General features: G+C 33.7%; 20 protein-coding genes. 6 read left to right on the top strand and 14 right to left on the bottom strand.

Features of this window, described 5'->3' with window-relative positions; all coding sequences use genetic code 11:
- The 8 genes from essB to AC3ASS_RS01615 form a co-directional block, all read right to left on the bottom strand.
- Entirely contained in the window at positions 1–1,272 is a 1,272-nt protein-coding gene (essB, locus tag AC3ASS_RS01580) for a type VII secretion protein EssB (RefSeq protein WP_488281743.1), read from the bottom strand.
- Between the two features lie 27 nt (positions 1,273–1,299).
- The gene (yukD, locus tag AC3ASS_RS01585) at positions 1,300–1,539 is read right to left on the bottom strand and encodes an ESX secretion system protein YukD (protein WP_488281744.1); all 240 of its coding nucleotides are present in this window, start codon (positions 1,537–1,539) and stop codon (positions 1,300–1,302) included.
- Positions 1,540–1,641: 102 nt separating this feature from the next.
- Positions 1,642–1,935, bottom strand: a complete 294-nt coding sequence (locus AC3ASS_RS01590; protein ID WP_488281745.1) for a WXG100 family type VII secretion target — start codon at positions 1,933–1,935, stop codon at positions 1,642–1,644.
- Positions 1,936–2,129: 194 nt separating this feature from the next.
- The gene (locus tag AC3ASS_RS01595; protein ID WP_488281746.1) at positions 2,130–2,402 is read right to left on the bottom strand and encodes a hypothetical protein; all 273 of its coding nucleotides are present in this window, start codon (positions 2,400–2,402) and stop codon (positions 2,130–2,132) included.
- A gap of 232 nt (positions 2,403–2,634) precedes the next feature.
- Positions 2,635–3,948, bottom strand: a complete 1,314-nt coding sequence (locus AC3ASS_RS01600) for an Mbeg1-like protein (RefSeq protein WP_488281747.1) — start codon at positions 3,946–3,948, stop codon at positions 2,635–2,637.
- Positions 3,949–3,960: 12 nt separating this feature from the next.
- Positions 3,961–4,701, bottom strand: a complete 741-nt coding sequence (locus AC3ASS_RS01605) for a hypothetical protein (protein WP_488281748.1) — start codon at positions 4,699–4,701, stop codon at positions 3,961–3,963.
- A 539-nt stretch (positions 4,702–5,240) separates the two neighbouring features.
- Positions 5,241–6,611, bottom strand: coding sequence for an aldehyde dehydrogenase (locus tag AC3ASS_RS01610; RefSeq protein WP_488281749.1), 1,371 nt, complete (start codon positions 6,609–6,611; stop codon positions 5,241–5,243).
- 667 nt (positions 6,612–7,278) lie between these two features.
- Positions 7,279–7,599: an antibiotic biosynthesis monooxygenase family protein gene (locus tag AC3ASS_RS01615; protein ID WP_488281750.1), complete on the bottom strand. Its 321-nt coding sequence runs from the start codon at positions 7,597–7,599 to the stop codon at positions 7,279–7,281.
- Between the two features lie 326 nt (positions 7,600–7,925).
- On the opposite strand from AC3ASS_RS01615, the gene qoxA reads away from it, so the two are divergent.
- From qoxA to qoxD, 4 genes are read left to right on the top strand one after another with little or no spacing between them, the layout of a single operon-like run.
- Positions 7,926–8,801, top strand: coding sequence for a cytochrome aa3 quinol oxidase subunit II (qoxA, locus tag AC3ASS_RS01620; protein ID WP_488281751.1), 876 nt, complete (start codon positions 7,926–7,928; stop codon positions 8,799–8,801).
- A 54-nt stretch (positions 8,802–8,855) separates the two neighbouring features.
- Entirely contained in the window at positions 8,856–10,805 is a 1,950-nt protein-coding gene (qoxB, locus tag AC3ASS_RS01625) for a cytochrome aa3 quinol oxidase subunit I (RefSeq protein ID WP_488281752.1), read from the top strand.
- On the top strand, positions 10,802–11,398 hold the full coding sequence (qoxC, locus tag AC3ASS_RS01630; RefSeq protein ID WP_488281753.1) for a cytochrome aa3 quinol oxidase subunit III: 597 nt from the start codon (positions 10,802–10,804) through the stop codon (positions 11,396–11,398). Before qoxB ends, qoxC begins: the two co-directional genes overlap by 4 nt.
- Before the next feature lies 1 nt (position 11,399).
- Complete coding sequence (gene qoxD / locus AC3ASS_RS01635; protein WP_488281754.1) at positions 11,400–11,681, top strand: cytochrome aa3 quinol oxidase subunit IV; 282 nt, start codon at positions 11,400–11,402, stop codon at positions 11,679–11,681.
- A gap of 65 nt (positions 11,682–11,746) precedes the next feature.
- Here qoxD and AC3ASS_RS01640 read toward each other — a convergent pair whose 3' ends face one another.
- Positions 11,747–11,959, bottom strand: a complete 213-nt coding sequence (locus AC3ASS_RS01640; RefSeq protein WP_488281755.1) for a hypothetical protein — start codon at positions 11,957–11,959, stop codon at positions 11,747–11,749.
- Between the two features lie 268 nt (positions 11,960–12,227).
- On the opposite strand from AC3ASS_RS01640, the gene AC3ASS_RS01645 reads away from it, so the two are divergent.
- The gene (locus tag AC3ASS_RS01645; RefSeq protein WP_488281756.1) at positions 12,228–12,437 is read left to right on the top strand and encodes a DUF4177 domain-containing protein; all 210 of its coding nucleotides are present in this window, start codon (positions 12,228–12,230) and stop codon (positions 12,435–12,437) included.
- A 741-nt stretch (positions 12,438–13,178) separates the two neighbouring features.
- Here the strand turns inward: AC3ASS_RS01645 and AC3ASS_RS01650 are convergent.
- The 3 genes from AC3ASS_RS01650 to AC3ASS_RS01660 all read right to left on the bottom strand — a co-directional run bounded on the left by AC3ASS_RS01650 (position 13,179) and on the right by AC3ASS_RS01660 (position 15,392).
- Complete coding sequence (locus AC3ASS_RS01650) at positions 13,179–13,988, bottom strand: glycosyltransferase family 8 protein (protein ID WP_488281757.1); 810 nt, start codon at positions 13,986–13,988, stop codon at positions 13,179–13,181.
- 249 nt (positions 13,989–14,237) lie between these two features.
- Positions 14,238–15,077 (bottom strand): SPL family radical SAM protein, encoded by an 840-nt coding sequence (locus tag AC3ASS_RS01655; protein WP_488281758.1) that lies wholly within the window; start codon positions 15,075–15,077, stop codon positions 14,238–14,240.
- Positions 15,078–15,095: 18 nt separating this feature from the next.
- Positions 15,096–15,392, bottom strand: coding sequence for a HesB/YadR/YfhF family protein (locus tag AC3ASS_RS01660; RefSeq protein WP_488281759.1), 297 nt, complete (start codon positions 15,390–15,392; stop codon positions 15,096–15,098).
- Between the two features lie 173 nt (positions 15,393–15,565).
- On the opposite strand from AC3ASS_RS01660, the gene AC3ASS_RS01665 reads away from it, so the two are divergent.
- A complete protein-coding gene (locus AC3ASS_RS01665) occupies positions 15,566–15,970 on the top strand; it encodes a DUF5348 domain-containing protein (RefSeq protein ID WP_488281760.1) in 405 nt (134 codons plus the stop codon).
- Between the two features lie 119 nt (positions 15,971–16,089).
- Here AC3ASS_RS01665 and AC3ASS_RS01670 read toward each other — a convergent pair whose 3' ends face one another.
- Both AC3ASS_RS01670 and AC3ASS_RS01675 read right to left on the bottom strand, forming a co-directional pair.
- Entirely contained in the window at positions 16,090–16,461 is a 372-nt protein-coding gene (locus AC3ASS_RS01670) for a hypothetical protein (RefSeq protein ID WP_488281761.1), read from the bottom strand.
- 217 nt (positions 16,462–16,678) lie between these two features.
- Positions 16,679–17,404 carry a M48 family metallopeptidase gene (locus AC3ASS_RS01675; protein ID WP_488281762.1) on the bottom strand — a complete coding sequence of 242 codons (726 nt, stop codon included), beginning with the start codon at positions 17,402–17,404 and terminating at the stop codon, positions 16,679–16,681.
- Between the last annotated feature and the right edge of the window lie 13 nt (positions 17,405–17,417).

Genomic DNA, 17,417 nt, shown 5'->3' on the forward strand with positions numbered 1-17,417 from the left:
CTAAGGTGCTTTATTTTCTTTGTCTCGTTTTTGTTCCTCTGTATCCTTTTTCGTTGTTTCATCTGTTTCTTCTTCTGTTTTATTATCCGTTTCTATCTGTTGGGATGTTGATTGTTCTTGTTCCATTTCTTCCTTATATGCCCCTATTTCATTTCTGATTTCGTTTAATTCTTTTTGCCGTTCTTCACTTGACATCGATTGATCCGCTTTTATTTCTTCTTCCCGTTTCAATAACCCATAAATGATGAGTTCACGGTCTTCCATCATTCGGGCAATTTCAAGTGCCTCTTTGTTTTCACCACGCCCGATGTAGATCCAGTAAAGAAAATATTGTGGATCTGTTTGTAACGTAATCGTTTTTAGTACGTTTTCTCTTTGCTCTTCGGTAAGAGGTTCGTAAATAATGTAAGAAGATACTAGTTGATATTGAACGATATATGGCATATCTTTCGGATCATATTTTTCTAACGTTGAAATAACATCGCTATATTTTTTTCTCATAAAATACTCGTTGCTCAGGACATACGCTTCTTGCTTCGGTATGGTAAAAAACATTGTATAAATGGAATAAACAAGGACAGGTATAAATAAAAGAATGATGCCTAACAACGTAAATTTCTGTACCCTCCATTTATTACGAGGGATCGTCATTGTATTTGCCTGAAACTCTTCCAATCTTCTTATTTCTTGTTCAATCACCGAGAGAAGCTCTTCGTAATCTTTAGATGATAAAATGGATTTTGCTAGTTTCGACAATTTTATTGTCTCGTGGAATTTTAAATATTTTTCAAATGAATATTGTCCGTCCAAGACAAAAGCAACCATTGCTCTAACTTCATGAAATACACGTTCATCGTCTCTTTCGTAAGGTGGAATACTTTCTTTAATCCCATAATGCAAGAAATATGGAGATAAACTTTCATCCAAAACAATGTTGTCTGGACTTACAATGAGATGGAGACGTTGTAACGAGTGATTCAACACTTTTTTCACTAATTGGTGAGAAAAATAAGCTTTTGCTAAATGACTTTTTGATTTCAATTCTTGAAAACTTTTATATTTCGGCGGTCTTTCTATAATAATCGATATTTCATCATCGTTATGTTTCAATTCTTTTTTGAAATCTCGGTTGAGATCACGGAGTACTCCTAATTCAAGTTCATCTTGCATTTTAATTTTTGTACGTTGAAAAGTTATCGTCGTTGTGAAATTTTCATGTTTGACGACTCCTTCTATCAAACGCTCTAAGTAGGATGCCTTTTCTTCGTTCATCGACTGTGACTCCTTTAATCGATTTATTCATAATATTTCTATCCGATCTCCGTTCGTAATCTTTAATTGATGAAGCACCACATTCCCCGAACAAATAAACTCTTTATTTTGCACTCTCACCCAATAGCCCTCTTTCGGAGGAGTCTGGATCTTTTTTGCTTCCCACACGATTTCTACTAATTTCTTGATGGAATGATAATTAGATAAGCGGAGGTCAAAAACATCACCGGTGTAATTTTTTAAATCAATCGTTATTTGAATATACATATAACTTGCCCCCAACTGTTCAACGTATCATTTAGTTTGCAAATAGGAAAAAAGCGCCGACATCTCGAAAGAATCAGCGCTCACATCTATCCTTATATACAATTATCCACGAATTTGATTAGCGATTTGATTATCTGTATCTTCAAGAATTGTTGCGGAAGTATGAAGTTGTTGGGAAACTTCACTTAATAATGTTGCCATTTTTTCAAATGATGGTCGAAGCTCTACATATTGTTGATTAAATGCTTCACTAGAAGAACCTTCCCAAACGTCTTGTAAATGCGCAGCCATATTATCTAATCGAGCGATAAGTTCAGATACATTTGAGCTTTCGTTCGCGTATTGCTTTGCAACTCCTCTTAACTCTTCCGGGGTTAGGCGGATAACACCAGACATGACATATACCTCCTTTACAATTTCTTCCTTGATTTTATTATAGATTTGTATTTACCTCAATAAAATTTACAAATTTGGTAGAAAATGATAATTATATCCTATGACAATTTAACGAAATGAATAGTGGCATGAAAATTTATACCATTCTTTTAGTCTATGCAGACAGGAAAATCGGCTTAAATTGCATCTAGGTCTTACGATAAAAAGCTTTTTCTAAAATCTTCCCATTTATCATTCACCCTTGAAATCGATTGTTTTAACTTTTTGAGTTCGTCATTCACTGCTTCGCTATATTTCCCACCTAGATGGAAATGACACTCTTCCTTAAGGTTTTCTATCATCATTTCGATTAAATACATTTGAGTTAGAACGGTTTGGTTTTTCTCATCTTGCTTTTTCATCTCTTTGCTTAAATGTTCAATTTTTTTGTAGGCTTGTTGAACAATATGCTGTGATTCTTGTTTCACTCGTACATATTCCAAATAGTTTTCATCTATAGATCTCATGATTGGGACCGATCATCATAATTTCTCCCCCCCTGGGTTACGAAAACTAACATAAGATCTTCCATTTTTAAAAACATTCATTTTTATACATCATATGAAGGATTAGAACAGGTTACAATCCGACTTGATTCATTTGTTAAAAATGGTATTTTATTACTATTAAAGTCATACAATTCTACTAAATGCTGTTTACTTAAAGTTTTGCATTTACGATAGAAGAACCAAACCATCTTTTTATATCAGTTTCACGTTTTTCAAAATGGTCGGAAGTTTCCATGATTAATAAGCCAACTTTTTCTATTTTTTGGATTAAACGATGAATTTCTTCTAATAAATCATTCAGCCTATCCATTTTATAGCACCGATAGTATCCATCCTTTAAAAAAAGCTGTTTCAATTGTTCCAGTGGTTCTTGAGAAGGGTTTCCGTACTTGGCAATCGTTTCATAGCGAATATTCAATCGGGAAAGTTCGTTTTCTGCTTGTTCTATAATTCTTTTTATTTCAAAATGAATTTCCTCTTCCAGCTCTTCTAATAATTGTTTTGCTTTTTGTAAGTATGGAATAATTTCTTGAAGAAGGATATTTCCGAATTGCTGATATCGTTCTTTATCAAACTTTATGGCATGAGTACTTGAAACACCTGAGGAAAAAGTAATTGGGGAAAGGTTATAGACATCATAGAGAGTTCCGTTTAAACTGCGGAAACCAGCTGTCGAATGTAAATCGATAGGACCTTTGTGGGGATCTGGATTAAGGAATAAATGCCTTCTGATTCCAGCTTTTGTTGGGCGAATATAGTACAATTGAAAAGGTAAAGACTTTTCTTGTTGCAAAAATAGGGCATACTTAAAGGAACGCTCCCATTGGGCAATTTCTCCTTCGTGGATTAGAACATGAATGTTGTCATAATGATGGTTTTCTTTTATTAACTTTTGGTATTTGCGATCCAATGCTGTTGGATTGAAAGCATACACTTCTACGTCTGGAAAAACAATGCCTACTTGCATAGATAATTTACCACCCATGGAGTGGCCATTTACGACGATGTTTGCATTTGGGTATTTCTCTTTAATAGTTTTCACATATTGAATGGCTTTTTCACTATAATCAATCGTTCTCGCCGATTGTGGTGAAAACGTTTGGGTTACGTCTGTAAACTCAGTAAAGTCCGTTCCAGAAAAAGTGACAACGATTTCCGCTCCTTTTTCACTTGGATCGCCTTTGGAAATGGCATTTGCATGGAAGCCACTCTCTACATAAGAGTAGTATCCATGCCGATCGTTATAAATTTTAACTTTTTCTTTTGAATATTGACTAATTCCATAAACGAACCGTATATTTTCATTCTCTAGTTTCGTCCTGTATTCACGAATCATTAAATCCGTTAATTGAATGACATCCTGTTCACTTTTGATTTCTGGAAAACTTCTAACATAGTTTTCAGCTTCGTATACAATTTCCATTGCGATTAATTGGTGTTCGGCGGGAGTAAAATTTCTAGTCATGGTAGACACACCTCACTCGATTTTAATCGTTTCAAACAATCCGTCGTGTGCACCTGTTTCCCAATTAGATATTCCTATACTTACATTATATTCTCCCTTTGGTAAAATATTGCTTAGATGTGTCCTGATCTTATTAACCTCTTCGAAAGTTAGTCCTTTTAACTCTCCTCTTATATCAATCAGACTATTTAACTTCTTAAACGAATCCATATTTTTTCTTATATATTCTTTAAATTCCGCCAATCGAAAGTCACATTCTTCAAATGCTTGAACGATCTTTCGATTCAATTCTTTGTTGATTCCTAGACTGGTATAGAAAAATTTAATTTTAGATTCACTTTCCCTAATTAAATCTTTTACATTGAGCGAAGATAAAAAATCGATGGCTGGTTTAAAGTCTTCATATCTTTCTTCCAAGTAAAGCACATTAAAAATTTCAGCAACCAATTCTTCCTTTTTTGTTTTAATATTATTTGTTTCAGCATCTACATCTAAAGCGATATTAAAGTTCGGATTTCCAACATACTTTACATAAACAAAAAATTGCTTCTCACCGCTCGGTAATGTTACAGGGTCTCCTATTTTTTCAATGGCTACTTTTTCAGCATCTAAATGAAAAGCTTGAAAGAATTGTTTCACGTTTTCTTCAATCATGTTCTGTTGCGCCTCACTTACATTATGATCCTTTGAAACAAAAGCCATGATAAATACCCCTCCAATGATGAGAAAGCCAATCATGATGATTTTATTCACCAATACACGTCCTCCCTCTTCCAATACCAAACTGAACTCATAGTAACAATATATGATATTGTATGTTTGCCTGATTCTCTAGCTATGTATTTCCAAAAATTTGTGTTTTAGCCTAGATGAATAGAAAACCACTCACTTTCACTATATCCAATCTTATAGTTTTATAGACGTAAATTTCTTTCGTTTTGAATTTTCAGAAAAGTAATACCCAATTCAAAACTTTAACATTGTCATAAAATAATTTAAATAGGAAATAAGCCGGTATGACATTTCTACTATATCCCTATTGCAGCATTAGATAATATCATACAGGAATTGCTGTACATCACTGTTGTTTAACATAATAAAAAGTGAGATGTAAAGGCGTGACTTTATTAGGATAAGCTTTGAGAACCCGCAGGAGTAAGGGACGAACGACGATGAAGATCGGGGTGTAACCCGCGGAAATCGTCGACATTAATAAAAATAAAGATACTCATGATACAAAATCACGAGTACCTAACTTCTACATTTTTCTAGTTCTTATACGGTAAATCTTGTTAATGCATTAATTTCCTAATCATTTTTAACGCATTTTCCGTTTTCCCATACCTATATGGAATATCAAACTTCGTTGTCTGTTTCAAAACACTTTTTTCATGACTAAACGTATCAAAACTATTTTTCCCATGATAAGCACCAATGCCACTTTCTCCCACTCCACCAAATGGTAAATATGGCGAACTTAAATGTAGAATGGTGTCATTGACACAACCACCACCAAAAGAAACCTCATTTAATATATGTTCTTGAATTTGTTTACTTTCCGAAAAAATATAAAGTGCCAATGGTTTTGGACGACCATTGATTTTCTCCAATGCTTCAAATAAATTTTCATATGTTAATATAGGTAAAATTGGACCGAAAATTTCCTCTTGCATTACTTTATCGTCCCATCCAACATCTGTTACAACCGTCGGTTCTATCCATCGATGTTTGACATCATAGTGACCACCAATTTCAATTTTACCTTCATCTAAAAATCCGATAAGACGCTGAAAATGTCGATCGGTTACAATTTTAGTGAAGGTACCAGATTCAAAAATATTATCGGAATATAGTTCAATAATGGCTTCTTTTAAATGGTTCAAAAATGATTCTTTCACACTATGATGTACATAAACATAGTCAGGAGCAACACACGTCTGTCCTGCATTTAAAAATTTTCCCCACGCCACCCTTTTCGCGGCTAGTTTTATATTCGCATCTTTATGAACAATGCAAGGACTTTTTCCTCCCAATTCCAAAGTAACAGGAATTAAATGTTTAGAGGCTGCTTCCATAATTTTTTTCCCAACTGAAACACTACCCGTAAAGAAAATATAATCCGTTTTTTCTTTTAATAGCTCTGTACTTGTTTCTATATCACCTTCAACGACTTGCAAATATTCTTCTGGAAAGTTTTCGTTAATAAGTTTTGCAAGTAGTTCAGATGTCTTTGGTGTAAATTCTGATGGCTTTAAAATTACACAGTTTCCAGCAGCAATTGCTCCAATCATTGGGGCAATAGAAAGTTGAAACGGGTAATTCCAAGGAGAAATAATTAATGCTACCCCATATGGTTCCGGGTAAATATAACTTTTTGAACCAAATAATGCTAAGGAAGACTTCACACGTTTTGGTTTGGACCATTTACGTATGTTTTTTAACATAAAGCGGATTTCTTCTAACACAATTCCGATTTCTGTTATGTATGAGTCAAATTCACTTTTATTTAAATCTTCTTTTAATGCATCCATAATTAATTGTTCATTTTCAGCAATTAGAGAATGCAATTTTTCCAAAGAATCGATTCGAAATTGAACATCTTTTGTTTTCCCTGATTGAAAAAATGATCGTTGTTTTTCAACTAGGTCATTATAAATACCCATGGAAATTACACCTCATTATTATTACTTTTATTCCTATACTACCTTGGAATTGAGAATTGAACAAATTTCTAATTATTTTGTGAAATTATTCTATTAACATTTCACTAGCTTTTTATATAAAAAATAAATTTAAGTGAAATTTCTTACTTGCAATTAAAGTCTTTTCAGTTGCAAGTTTTTTATTGACTTGCAAGTTCAAATTCTAAAGTTACAAATAATACTTCGATAGTTACAAATTTTCTTCTTTCACTTGCAAATACGATGGTTTCTAGTTGCAATTAATTTTCTAAAGTTACAAATACGCTGCAAAAACTTACAAATTTGTTCACCAGAGTTGCAAATATACATTCAATCGGTAAGGATTGGCATATACCAATCCTTCCTTTACTGAAAAAGACTCCCTTGAACATTCGAGTTGCAAATAAATCAATACGAGTTGCAAGATTTTCCGAACACTCGTTTCACAAATTCACTCTTAAACGTTCAACTTGCAAATAAATTAGTCTAGTTGCAAGATTGTTGTCAGCGTGCAAAATCATATTTTACGAATGGCAAATCATTTTTCCATTTAAAATATGAAAATTTCATGAATAAATTGAAAGGAGAAATTGAGCTCTTCAATTTCTCCTTCTTCCTTATTTGTAACTATTTCGAATTATGTAAACACCTATTTTACTGCTTTTTTAGTTGCTTTAATTTCGTAAAGTCCACCTTCCGTACTGATGATATAGTCAGGTTTTGGTTGACCTAATCTCGCTTTATGACCAGCAATGTGTTCAGGGCTTTTCTCCCAAGCTTTCCAATGTTCTTCTGATTCCCAGCGAACCATTACTACCACTTCTTCATCCCCACGTCTAACTTTTTTTACCATTACAGTTAAATCAATAAATCCGTCCTGCTTTTCAATGATTCCTTCTTTACTAAAACGGTTGACTACTTGATCAGCATATCCTTCTTTAACGACTGTTTTTCTTAATTGAACAAACATGCACGAACATCTCCATTCTTTATATGTAATTAGTTTCATTTTAAATGAAAATGATTATCATTTGCAACATATTTTTTATTTTCCCCTTTCCCTCATACATCTAACATTACCAATTATTTCTATACTATATCTTCCCTACAGTACCAATGATTAGGTGAAATTTTTCACTTTGTGAACATTGTGTGATAAAAATCACATTTTTCTCGTGAACATTTTGTGAAATGATGCACAAAAATTTGTATTCCCTTTAATAGGGAAATACAATAATCAAAGAATAGACTATTCCATAGTTTTTGAATCTTGTAGAAAGGAGTTCCGATGTTACCATGAAAAAAGCATTTCTTGGCGTCTTTTTTCTTGTTGCTGTCGTGCTAACTGGTTGTGAACCTTTATTGGTATTAGATCCTAAAGGACCTCAAGCAGAAAGACTAGCTGGCGATATAAAATTATCCATCGCGATTATGTTATTGATCGTGATTGTTGTTTTTAGTTTGTTAGCATATGTGCTGATTAAATATAGATCTTCTAAACTAAACCCTGATTATGAGCCTCCTCATATAGAAGGAAATAAGTTTGTAGAACTTGTGATTGTAGGGATTCCTGTATTAATTGTTGCTTATTTATCATTTGTATCCGTGAAAAGCAATTACATTGTCGAATCTCCACCAAAGGGTTATGAAAATCAAGAGCCGTTAGTAATCTATGCATCATCTTCCAATTGGAAATGGCATTTTAGTTATCCAGAAGAAAATATTGAAACCGTGAACTATTTATATATTCCGACAGATCGAAAAATCGAATTCCGACTATATTCTCATGGTCCGATTACAAGTTTTTGGATTCCTCAACTCGGCGGTCAAAAATATGCGATGTCAGATATGATTACAACTTTACATTTGGCTGCAGATACTTCAGGAGAATTTATGGGTAGAAACGCAAACTTTAATGGAAAAGGTTTTGCAGAAAATACATTCCATGTGAAAGCAATGTCTCCGGATAAATTTGATGAATGGGTCAAAGAAGTAAAAGATACAGCAAAACCTTTAACAAAAGAAACTTTTCATGAGCTATTAAAACCTGGACATTTAGGACAAATGACCTTTACCGGAACACATTTACATTTTTCACCCCCTCCAGAAGGTGAACACTCAGGTCATAATCATGCTTCAATTAAAAATGAAAATTCCGATCATAACCATTAAAACGTTTTGTTTACTATCACATTAGAAATCTCTTAAAGAAAGGAGTAATTCCACATGGAGTTTTTTGAAAGATTTGCCATCCCTCATCCGAGTCCAGCTATATATGCTTCGATGGTTGCTATTGGATTAACCGTCATCGGCATTGTTGCGGGGTTAACATATTTCAAAAAATGGGGATACCTATGGCGTGAATGGTTAACAACCGTCGACCATAAACGGATCGGTATTATGTATTTAATATCCGCCTTGCTGATGCTTTTTAGAGGCGGTGTTGACGCGATTATGATGCGTTCACAACTTGCCATTCCTGAAAATACTTTGCTAGATGCTCAGCATTACAATGAAGTGTTTACGACACATGGAGTGATTATGATTATCTTCATGGCAATGCCTTTTATTATGGCGTTAATGAACTTTGTCGTTCCTCTACAAATTGGAGCAAGAGATGTTGCGTTTCCAAGATTAAACGCTTTAAGCTTTTGGTTATTTTTCATGGGGGCTATGCTTTTCAATATTTCCTTCGTCATTGGAGGATCACCAGATGCCGGTTGGACATCTTACTTCCCATTAGCTGGAAATGAGTTTAGCCCATCGGTTGGAACGAACTATTATATGATCGCGATTCAAATTGCCGGGATCGGTACATTAATGACTGGTATTAACTTTATCGTGACGATTTTAAAAATGAGAGCCCCAGGTATGACATTAATGAAAATGCCGATGTTTACATGGGCAGCCCTCATTACAAACGTTATTATCGTTTTTGCTTTCCCTGTTTTAACGGTTGCTTTAGCGATGGGGACAATGGACCGTCTGTTTGGTACACACTTTTTTGCAACCACAAACGGCGGAATGGATATGTTATGGGCAAACCTCTTTTGGATTTGGGGACATCCTGAAGTGTATATATTAATTCTTCCTGCCTTTGGGGTATATAGTGAGGTAATTCCTACATTTGCACGTAAAAATTTATACGGATATACATCTATGGTTGCCTCCATGGTGATTATTTCTCTTTTATCATTCCTTGTTTGGGTCCATCATTTCTTTACGATGGGTCAAGGAGCTTTAACGAATAGCATTTTTTCCATTACAACGATGGCGATTGCAGTACCAACAGGAATTAAAATATTTAACTGGCTATTAACATTATGGAAAGGGAAAATTGAAATCACCGTTCCAATGCTATATTCACTGCTCTTTATCCCACTGTTTACGATTGGTGGAGTAACTGGTGTCATGCTTGGAATGTCAGCTGCTGATTATCAATACCATAATACAATGTTTTTAGTCGCTCACTTCCATATGGTTATTATCCCGGGTGTAGTATTTGCAATGTTAGCTGGATTAACATACTGGTGGCCAAAAATGTTTGGTTTTATGTTAAATGAGCGAATTGGAAAATGGGCTGCTTGGACACTTGCCATTGGAACGTTAGTCGCGTTTATGCCAATGTTCTTCTCTGGATTAGATGGGCAAGCACGTCGAATGTACACATATTCCGAAGCAAGTGGATTTGGAACTTGGAATATGATTTCCTTTATCGGTGCTATTATTCTAGCATTCGGCTTTGTTTTACTAGTTTATAACATTTATTATAGTTTCCGTTATTCACCAAGAAACATTTCTTCAGATCCTTGGAATGCTCGTACACTAGAATGGGCAACTCATAGTCCTGTGCCAGATTATAATTTTGCGATAACTCCGAGCGTAGAAACTAGAGATGCGTTTTGGGAAGCGAAGAAAAAAGGAATTTCATTGTTTAAAGATGATTATAAAGAGATTCATATGCCAAATAGTAGCGGCGTCCCGTTTATTATGAGCTCGATCTTTTTTGTATTCGGATTTGCGATGGTCTTTAGCTTATGGGCGTTAGCGATTATTAGTGCACTTGGAATTTTTGCTTGTATGATTCATCGTTCATTTGAACAAGATCATGGATACCATATTTCCATCCGTGATATTAAAAAAACTGAAGAGAAATTAGGAGGTGCTAAGTCATGAACCATTCTTCCACGCAACCTCTTGAATATAGTACAAAGCAAAACTCTTTAAATATATTAGGATTTTGGATCTTTCTCGGAGCCGAAATCATGTTGTTTGGAACGTTATTTGCTTCCTATTTTACATTGGAAAACCGAATCGGGAATGGCCCGTCTAGTGCAGAAATTTTTCAAATTGCACCGGTAATTGTGGAAACTTTATTGTTATTAACAAGTAGTTTTACTATTGGTCTAGCGATTCATGCTATGCGCCTTAGACATAAAAAAGCGATGTTGTCATTCTTTGCGGTGACATTAATACTAGGTTTGGTGTTTATTGGAGTAGAAGTTTATGAGTTCGTTCATTACGTTCATATCGGCGCTGGTATTCAAGTGAGCGCATTTACAGCTATTCTATTCACTCTATTAGGGACTCACGGAGCTCACGTAACCCTAGGACTGTTTTGGGGAATCATGATTATGTTGCAAGTAAAAAAACGAGGGATTAATGAACAAACCGCAAACAAATCTTTTATTTTCTCATTGTACTGGCACTTTTTAGACGTCGTATGGATTTTTATCTTCAGCTTCGTCTATTTGAAAGGAATGATGTAAGATGAAACAATTATTTCCTTTAAAACAAGTAATGGGATTTGTTTTCTCTCTCGTTTTAACAGCTGTCGCACTATTGGTTTATTTTTTGAACCTTTCATTTACAGCAGGAATGACCATTTTATTAATAACCGCTTTTGTTCAAGCAGGTTTACAATTAGTGATATTTATGCATGCAGGTGAATCCAAAGATAAAGGTCCAATTTATACAAATATTTTTTACGGGTTTATTATTGCCCTCGTTTCGATCTTTGGTACACTGTTAACGATGTTATGGGACATGTAGTTTCTATAAATAATAAGCGAATGGTCCTCTTTCGTGGCCATTCGCATTTTTTATTCCCAATTAGCTTAATTTTTTTCAATTATTTCTTCCGTCATCACTAAAAAAATTCCCATTATAAAGATGAAAACACCACTTACAATGGTACCAATTCCAATAGGTGTCAAAATATTCGATCCTGTTTGGAAAAATCCGATCAAAAATAAGAGTATTCCAATAGTCAAAATGGAAAGTCCAAAAAACCTAATCGTATTAATCATTCGATCTTTAGTTGCCATCATCCTCATCCCCCTTATTATTTATATTATTCCTTTCGTTCACAATTTCGTCAAATATTTTTCTAACTTAATGTTAAAACAATGGATATACCGTTTTAATTGCTACGAAACATCTTGATAGTTTACTAGTTTCGTTCTCGATTTTAGTATATCCACATCATCTGTATAGAAATGATAGACAAATTGAATCGTTTACGATAAACAGTTTTTTCGAAACCTATTTCTATTGAATACGTACAAATAGCTAGATATACAAAAGGAGGATGATAAAATGTTTGAATACAAGTTTGTGAAAATCGAGTTTAAAAAAATTTCTGGAAAGCCTAAAGAAGATTACCGAGAAGTTATTAAAAGTCACGCAGAACAAGGGTGGCGGTTTGTACAAATATTCTCCCCTGACTTTGCAACATCAGGAGTTGCGATGGGTTCTTATTTTGAACTAATCTTTGAACGACCAATACAACAGAACCTTGAACAGTAACCATAGGTTAATAAGTTTGAAGAACATTGTGCTTGGTTGATAGTATCACCTATAAATATATCTTCTTCTAATATTGAGGTTACAAATATTTTTATTGAAAATTAAACGTGGTCAAGTTTGCAAATGTTCTTTCAGTTTGGCAGTGGAAACCCCTTCCTTTTATAGGGAAAATCACTATCAAACAATTAAGTTGCAAATTAATCAATTCGAGTTGATGGATTTTTTGTTAACTTACAAGAAAATATCCGTGAGTTACAAATAATTTTTTCATAGTTACAAATATTTTTCGCATAGTTGCAAGTTTCATTTCTTCGAGTTGCAAATAATTATAAAAAAGTTACAAATACGATTCACAAACTTACAAATTCGTTCATCATAGTTGCAAATATTCATCCATTCGGTCAGGATTGGTATCTACCAATCCTTCCTTTATGAGAAAAAATAGACCTCAAATGTTTAACTTGCAAATAAACCAGTCCAAGTTGCAAGATTTTTCGATTACTTGTTAAACTAATTTCCCCTTGAACCATCGACTTGCAAATAAAATCAAACTAGTTGCAAATTTTTGTCGACTTGCAAATTCATATTAACAAATCATTTTTCCTTAAGCTCCAACATTAGAGCCATTTTTATTGATGATCAACAAGAAAAATTATCAGAGCATAAAAAAAAAAGCCACAGTCGTTATGGGTAACTGTAGCAAACTGGAATTTATTCAACCTAAACTTATATTTACGGAACCTATACAGCTAAAGCCATTTTTTCATAATGTTTATACAAGGCATGGAATCTCCCGCTATACGTTTTGTTCCACGGTTTCTTTTTTCCACAAAAATGTAGAAAGACGGTGTGATGAATAACATAATTCATATCACATTTGCCTTTAGATCTTAATTTATATAGGCTGAAAAATCTTGCATCATAATTATAAATCGTTTCATCTAAACTCTTTATTTTTTTCGAATAAAGGGCATTCAAAATATCTTGATCAGGCATAATGAGTTTCTTTTTATTTTTTTCCACAAATTCATAAATTTTTTCTTCTTGAATCAGTTCTCTCTGCAATGAAAGATTCATCAGAAGTACGCCTGAATTATAGTAAGCATCTATACTATACGGAATGAGTCGAATTCGATTAATTTCTTTCACCGATATTTTATCATGGTAGGCAGCGGCATATAAGTAATCTTCTAAATCCATATGATATAGGTCATCAATCGAATTTAATACTAAAATATCAGGGTCTAAATATAAAATTCTATCTAAATCTTGTGGCAGGAACTTAAACCCTAGAAGTCGATAGTACATTTCTTTTGTATAATGCATTAACACAGGGGCGTCTTGAAAATAAGAATCTTCAATTTGAATATTTATTAGTTGGCCATTATGATTTTCTACGAATCTTTTTAACTCTTTTATTTCTTCTTCCTTTAAACTTGAATGCATGACATAAATGGAGAACGTTTGGCAGGGATTGTTATAGAATAGTGACTTAAGCATGACTTTTAGAGGTAACATGTAGTTCGAATTAATCGTGACAAGTATGTTCATTTTTAAATCATCCTTTCAAATCACTCATTGATCTCCTTTCTAACAATTTTGAAGTATTAAAAACAATGTCCTTTTCGTTTTTTCATTCTATTTTTTATATCCTTTTCGATATGTATCATCCTTTTCCCTTTTTCATAGGCTTGTTTTATGCATACGTCATGACTGTTCAATGTATGAATAATTTTTCAATAAAAATTTCCCAACTTAAAAAAGCCGAAGAACAAAATATTCTCCAGCTAAATTTCTAATCTACATTTTCTCTAAATAGACTTCATCTTTTGAAACACGTACCACTTCTTCAGGTAAAAACTTCAAAAAATATTTTTTAACCTTCCAATGTAAATCATTATCATACCAATCTTCGAAACCGAATTGACGAAAGATTTGAGGCATTCCAAGTCTAGCTGAGCGTTTGCCCATGCTACCGTCGCCTATATTTAATGTATCGATCCAAATATGGTTTGCAATATCTTGTAATAATTGAGGAAACTCAGGAGTAAAAGGTAATACTGGTGAAATTGAAGCTTGAGTCGGAATTCCAGCCTGATGAATTTGTGTGAGTGCTTGAATACGCAATGGAATAGACGGAGCAAATGGAGAAAAAATTTTTCGAACATCCTCTCGATCCGTCTCAATCGTCATCGAGACAAGAACGTTGCACTTTTCATTAAGTTTCGATATTAAAGAGATGTCCCTTGTAATCAACGGACTTCTCGTTTGAATTTGGAGAAAATCGGGGGGATGGTCGATCATTTCCTCCAGAAGGCTACGAGTAATTCTGGCCTTTCGCTCCATCGGTTGGTATGGGTCTGTTGCGGATGACATAAAAAGGTTAACCTTAGCATTTTTTCTACGAAGCTTCATGATTTCATTTCTGTAATTTTCTCTAGCGTTCGTTTTTATTTGCAGCCATTCTCCCCAAGGAATGTTTTTAAAACGTTGGATGGGCATTTCTCGTACATAACAATATTTACATGCAAAAACACATCCACTATAAGGATTTAAAGAATGGGTAAATCCGACATTTAAATATCCTTTGGCTTCCGTTAAAATCTTTTTTGACAAAATTTCTTCAATACTTTTTCCCATGTCAATACTCCATCATTTTCATGGTTTTATATATTTGTATTCAACCTCGTCTAATTTTTCGTTATATTCCACATATAAGTCATGTCCATTGAAGAACCATTGATCGGATTCTCCGACAAAAAAGGTAATACCATCTAATTCGGTTTGTACTACCGCATCGTTTGAATCTTGGTCAATCGTAAATGCAAGCGAATACCCTTCTTGCACAGGACTTGTTCCATAGATTTTCGTATAAAAACGGACCTTTTTGCCTTTTTCTAATCCTACCTCCTCTTTAAACCAACGTAATGCTTTCTCACTAACTTCTATTTTCATAGTATGTACTCCTTTATATGTTACTTTCATTTTCTCACATACATATTATGGACAAATTTAAAAGAATTATTGTTCCAATAAATTTGCGTTTAAACTAATCATACTACGATAAGCGATGAAATTTATAGTAAAATGAATGAAAAAAGTGTTAATTTTTTAAGGAGTAATGAAAAATGATTGATCAAGCAATGGCTCTTTTAAAAGACTTATCGAATAAGTTAAAAGAATTATCTACTTTCCAACAACAATATCAAGCTCACGATGTTGATACGAAATCATTGCAAAAATATCTGCAAATGTTGGATGAACAGTATGGACAAGAAATGATAGAAAAAATTGACTACATTCAAAATCCAATATTAACTGAAGGAGAACTACATTTAAATCTAAACGGAAGATATGAAGTCAATGGATGGGAGTTAACGAAAGGCGATTACATTGAAATTTTTATGGACGATGCTTTTTATGTCACACAATTGGATTATGCCGGACAATATGCCGGTGGATACTATGCCTTTCACTTTCCAAATTTACCTTTGGAAGGAGTAAAGGTTAGAATTAGAAAAAATCAAAGGTGACCCTTTAATCCTTTATCTTTCATGCAGAATGAATCGTCAAATAGGCAAAATCATCCGTATTAAGAAAAAACCCAAAAATATAGTTGAGAAGTTTAAACGGACCTGGGAGATTCTCCATTTTAAAAAAGGACAAAAAACGCTGACAAACATAACAATGTAAAAAATGTTATTTTGTCAGCTTTTGACGCTTTTTTCAACTCTTGTTTTTCACATAAGATTATTCCCAAAATTAAAGCTAGGAACAAAAACATAATATTCCAGTTTATTTCCATTAGTGTTTCACCTCTTCTCCAGGAAGTGCTGCTGGTGGGCCAATATATCCCACTTAACTGAGAAAAAGATTTATTAAGTTGTTGTTTCAAGTAATTCATAGCAAGAGTTTGAGCGTGTTCAATAACTGCGGTTGTAAAAAAACTACTATTATCATTAATCAATCCACAATAAGGACAGAATAATTCTATTGTTTCCTCTTTATCTATGTCTCCTACCAATACTTTGAATTTTTCCTTACAATAGGGACATTCTAAAGAATATTAACCTTCGCTATCAGTAGGTATTGTAATCTTAAATTCCAATATGATTCCCCCTATTCTTTTTATTAGTATAAAAAGAGCAGTTCCCTTGAAAAAGATAGGAACTGCCTTCTGATGTTTATTCTGTTATGTTTATAACTGAGTAGTTCGCCTTTACAATTACTATATTAATCCATTACAAGTCCTTTACGATTTCTTCATCCAGTATGTTTTTTCGTTTCTCCCAATCGGGCATTAGTGAGTACAACATTTGATAGAATTTTTCGCTGTGGTTGTTGTATTTGAAATGAATGAGTTCGTGTAAGACTACATAATCGATACAGTATTTTGGTGCTTTGATGAGTTCAGAGTTTAATAGTATTGTGTTATTATCAATTAACGCTGAACCCCAACGTGCTTTCATTAATCGTACATCGATATTTGGCTTTTCTACACCATACTTTTGAATTAACGAATACATTTTTTCTAGGGATTCATTAAAAATTATGTTGGCTCTTTTTCGATACCATTCTTCCATCAACTTCGCTTTCCTATCAACATTATCGGTATCCTTCACATATAAATAAATGAATCCCCGAAAGTATTTCACCTTATCTACATCGGTTGTCTTCTGAACCCTAAGTCGATATTGTTTCCCTAGGTATTTGAAGGTTTCGCCACTAACATATTCCCGTTCACTTTGCCTTAAAGGCTGGACGTCCTTAAAGTTCCCCACATTTTTAAGAATCCAAGAACCTTTTGATTTCACAAAATCCATAATAAATTCAATCGGAACTCGCTCACTTGCAGTGACTTCGATCGTCATATCAGGCTTTACATGAAGATTAACATTTTTTACTTTCTTCCGTTTTACCGAAAAATCAATGATTTTATTGGCATATACAATTTGGTGTTTTTCCATGTTGTTCCCTGCC

The organism is Bacillus sp. JST-5 (assembly GCF_057747715.1).

Excerpts from the sequence above, each read along its gene's own strand:
- essB (WP_488281743.1), bottom strand. The coding sequence starts at position 1,272 with ATGAACGAAGAAAAGGCATCCTACTTAGAGCGTTTGATAGAAGGAGTC.
- yukD (WP_488281744.1), bottom strand. The coding sequence starts at position 1,539 with ATGTATATTCAAATAACGATTGATTTAAAAAATTACACCGGTGATGTT.
- AC3ASS_RS01590 (WP_488281745.1), bottom strand. The coding sequence starts at position 1,935 with ATGTCTGGTGTTATCCGCCTAACCCCGGAAGAGTTAAGAGGAGTTGCA.
- AC3ASS_RS01600 (WP_488281747.1), bottom strand. The coding sequence starts at position 3,948 with ATGACTAGAAATTTTACTCCCGCCGAACACCAATTAATCGCAATGGAA.
- AC3ASS_RS01610 (WP_488281749.1), bottom strand. The coding sequence starts at position 6,611 with ATGGGTATTTATAATGACCTAGTTGAAAAACAACGATCATTTTTTCAA.
- AC3ASS_RS01615 (WP_488281750.1), bottom strand. The coding sequence starts at position 7,599 with ATGTTTGTTCAATTAAGAAAAACAGTCGTTAAAGAAGGATATGCTGAT.
- qoxA (WP_488281751.1), top strand. The coding sequence starts at position 7,926 with ATGAAAAAAGCATTTCTTGGCGTCTTTTTTCTTGTTGCTGTCGTGCTA.
- qoxB (WP_488281752.1), top strand. The coding sequence starts at position 8,856 with ATGGAGTTTTTTGAAAGATTTGCCATCCCTCATCCGAGTCCAGCTATA.
- qoxC (WP_488281753.1), top strand. The coding sequence starts at position 10,802 with ATGAACCATTCTTCCACGCAACCTCTTGAATATAGTACAAAGCAAAAC.
- qoxD (WP_488281754.1), top strand. The coding sequence starts at position 11,400 with ATGAAACAATTATTTCCTTTAAAACAAGTAATGGGATTTGTTTTCTCT.
- AC3ASS_RS01640 (WP_488281755.1), bottom strand. The coding sequence starts at position 11,959 with ATGATGGCAACTAAAGATCGAATGATTAATACGATTAGGTTTTTTGGA.
- AC3ASS_RS01645 (WP_488281756.1), top strand. The coding sequence starts at position 12,228 with ATGTTTGAATACAAGTTTGTGAAAATCGAGTTTAAAAAAATTTCTGGA.
- AC3ASS_RS01650 (WP_488281757.1), bottom strand. The coding sequence starts at position 13,988 with ATGAACATACTTGTCACGATTAATTCGAACTACATGTTACCTCTAAAA.
- AC3ASS_RS01655 (WP_488281758.1), bottom strand. The coding sequence starts at position 15,077 with ATGGGAAAAAGTATTGAAGAAATTTTGTCAAAAAAGATTTTAACGGAA.
- AC3ASS_RS01660 (WP_488281759.1), bottom strand. The coding sequence starts at position 15,392 with ATGAAAATAGAAGTTAGTGAGAAAGCATTACGTTGGTTTAAAGAGGAG.
- AC3ASS_RS01665 (WP_488281760.1), top strand. The coding sequence starts at position 15,566 with ATGATTGATCAAGCAATGGCTCTTTTAAAAGACTTATCGAATAAGTTA.
- AC3ASS_RS01675 (WP_488281762.1), bottom strand. The coding sequence starts at position 17,404 with ATGGAAAAACACCAAATTGTATATGCCAATAAAATCATTGATTTTTCG.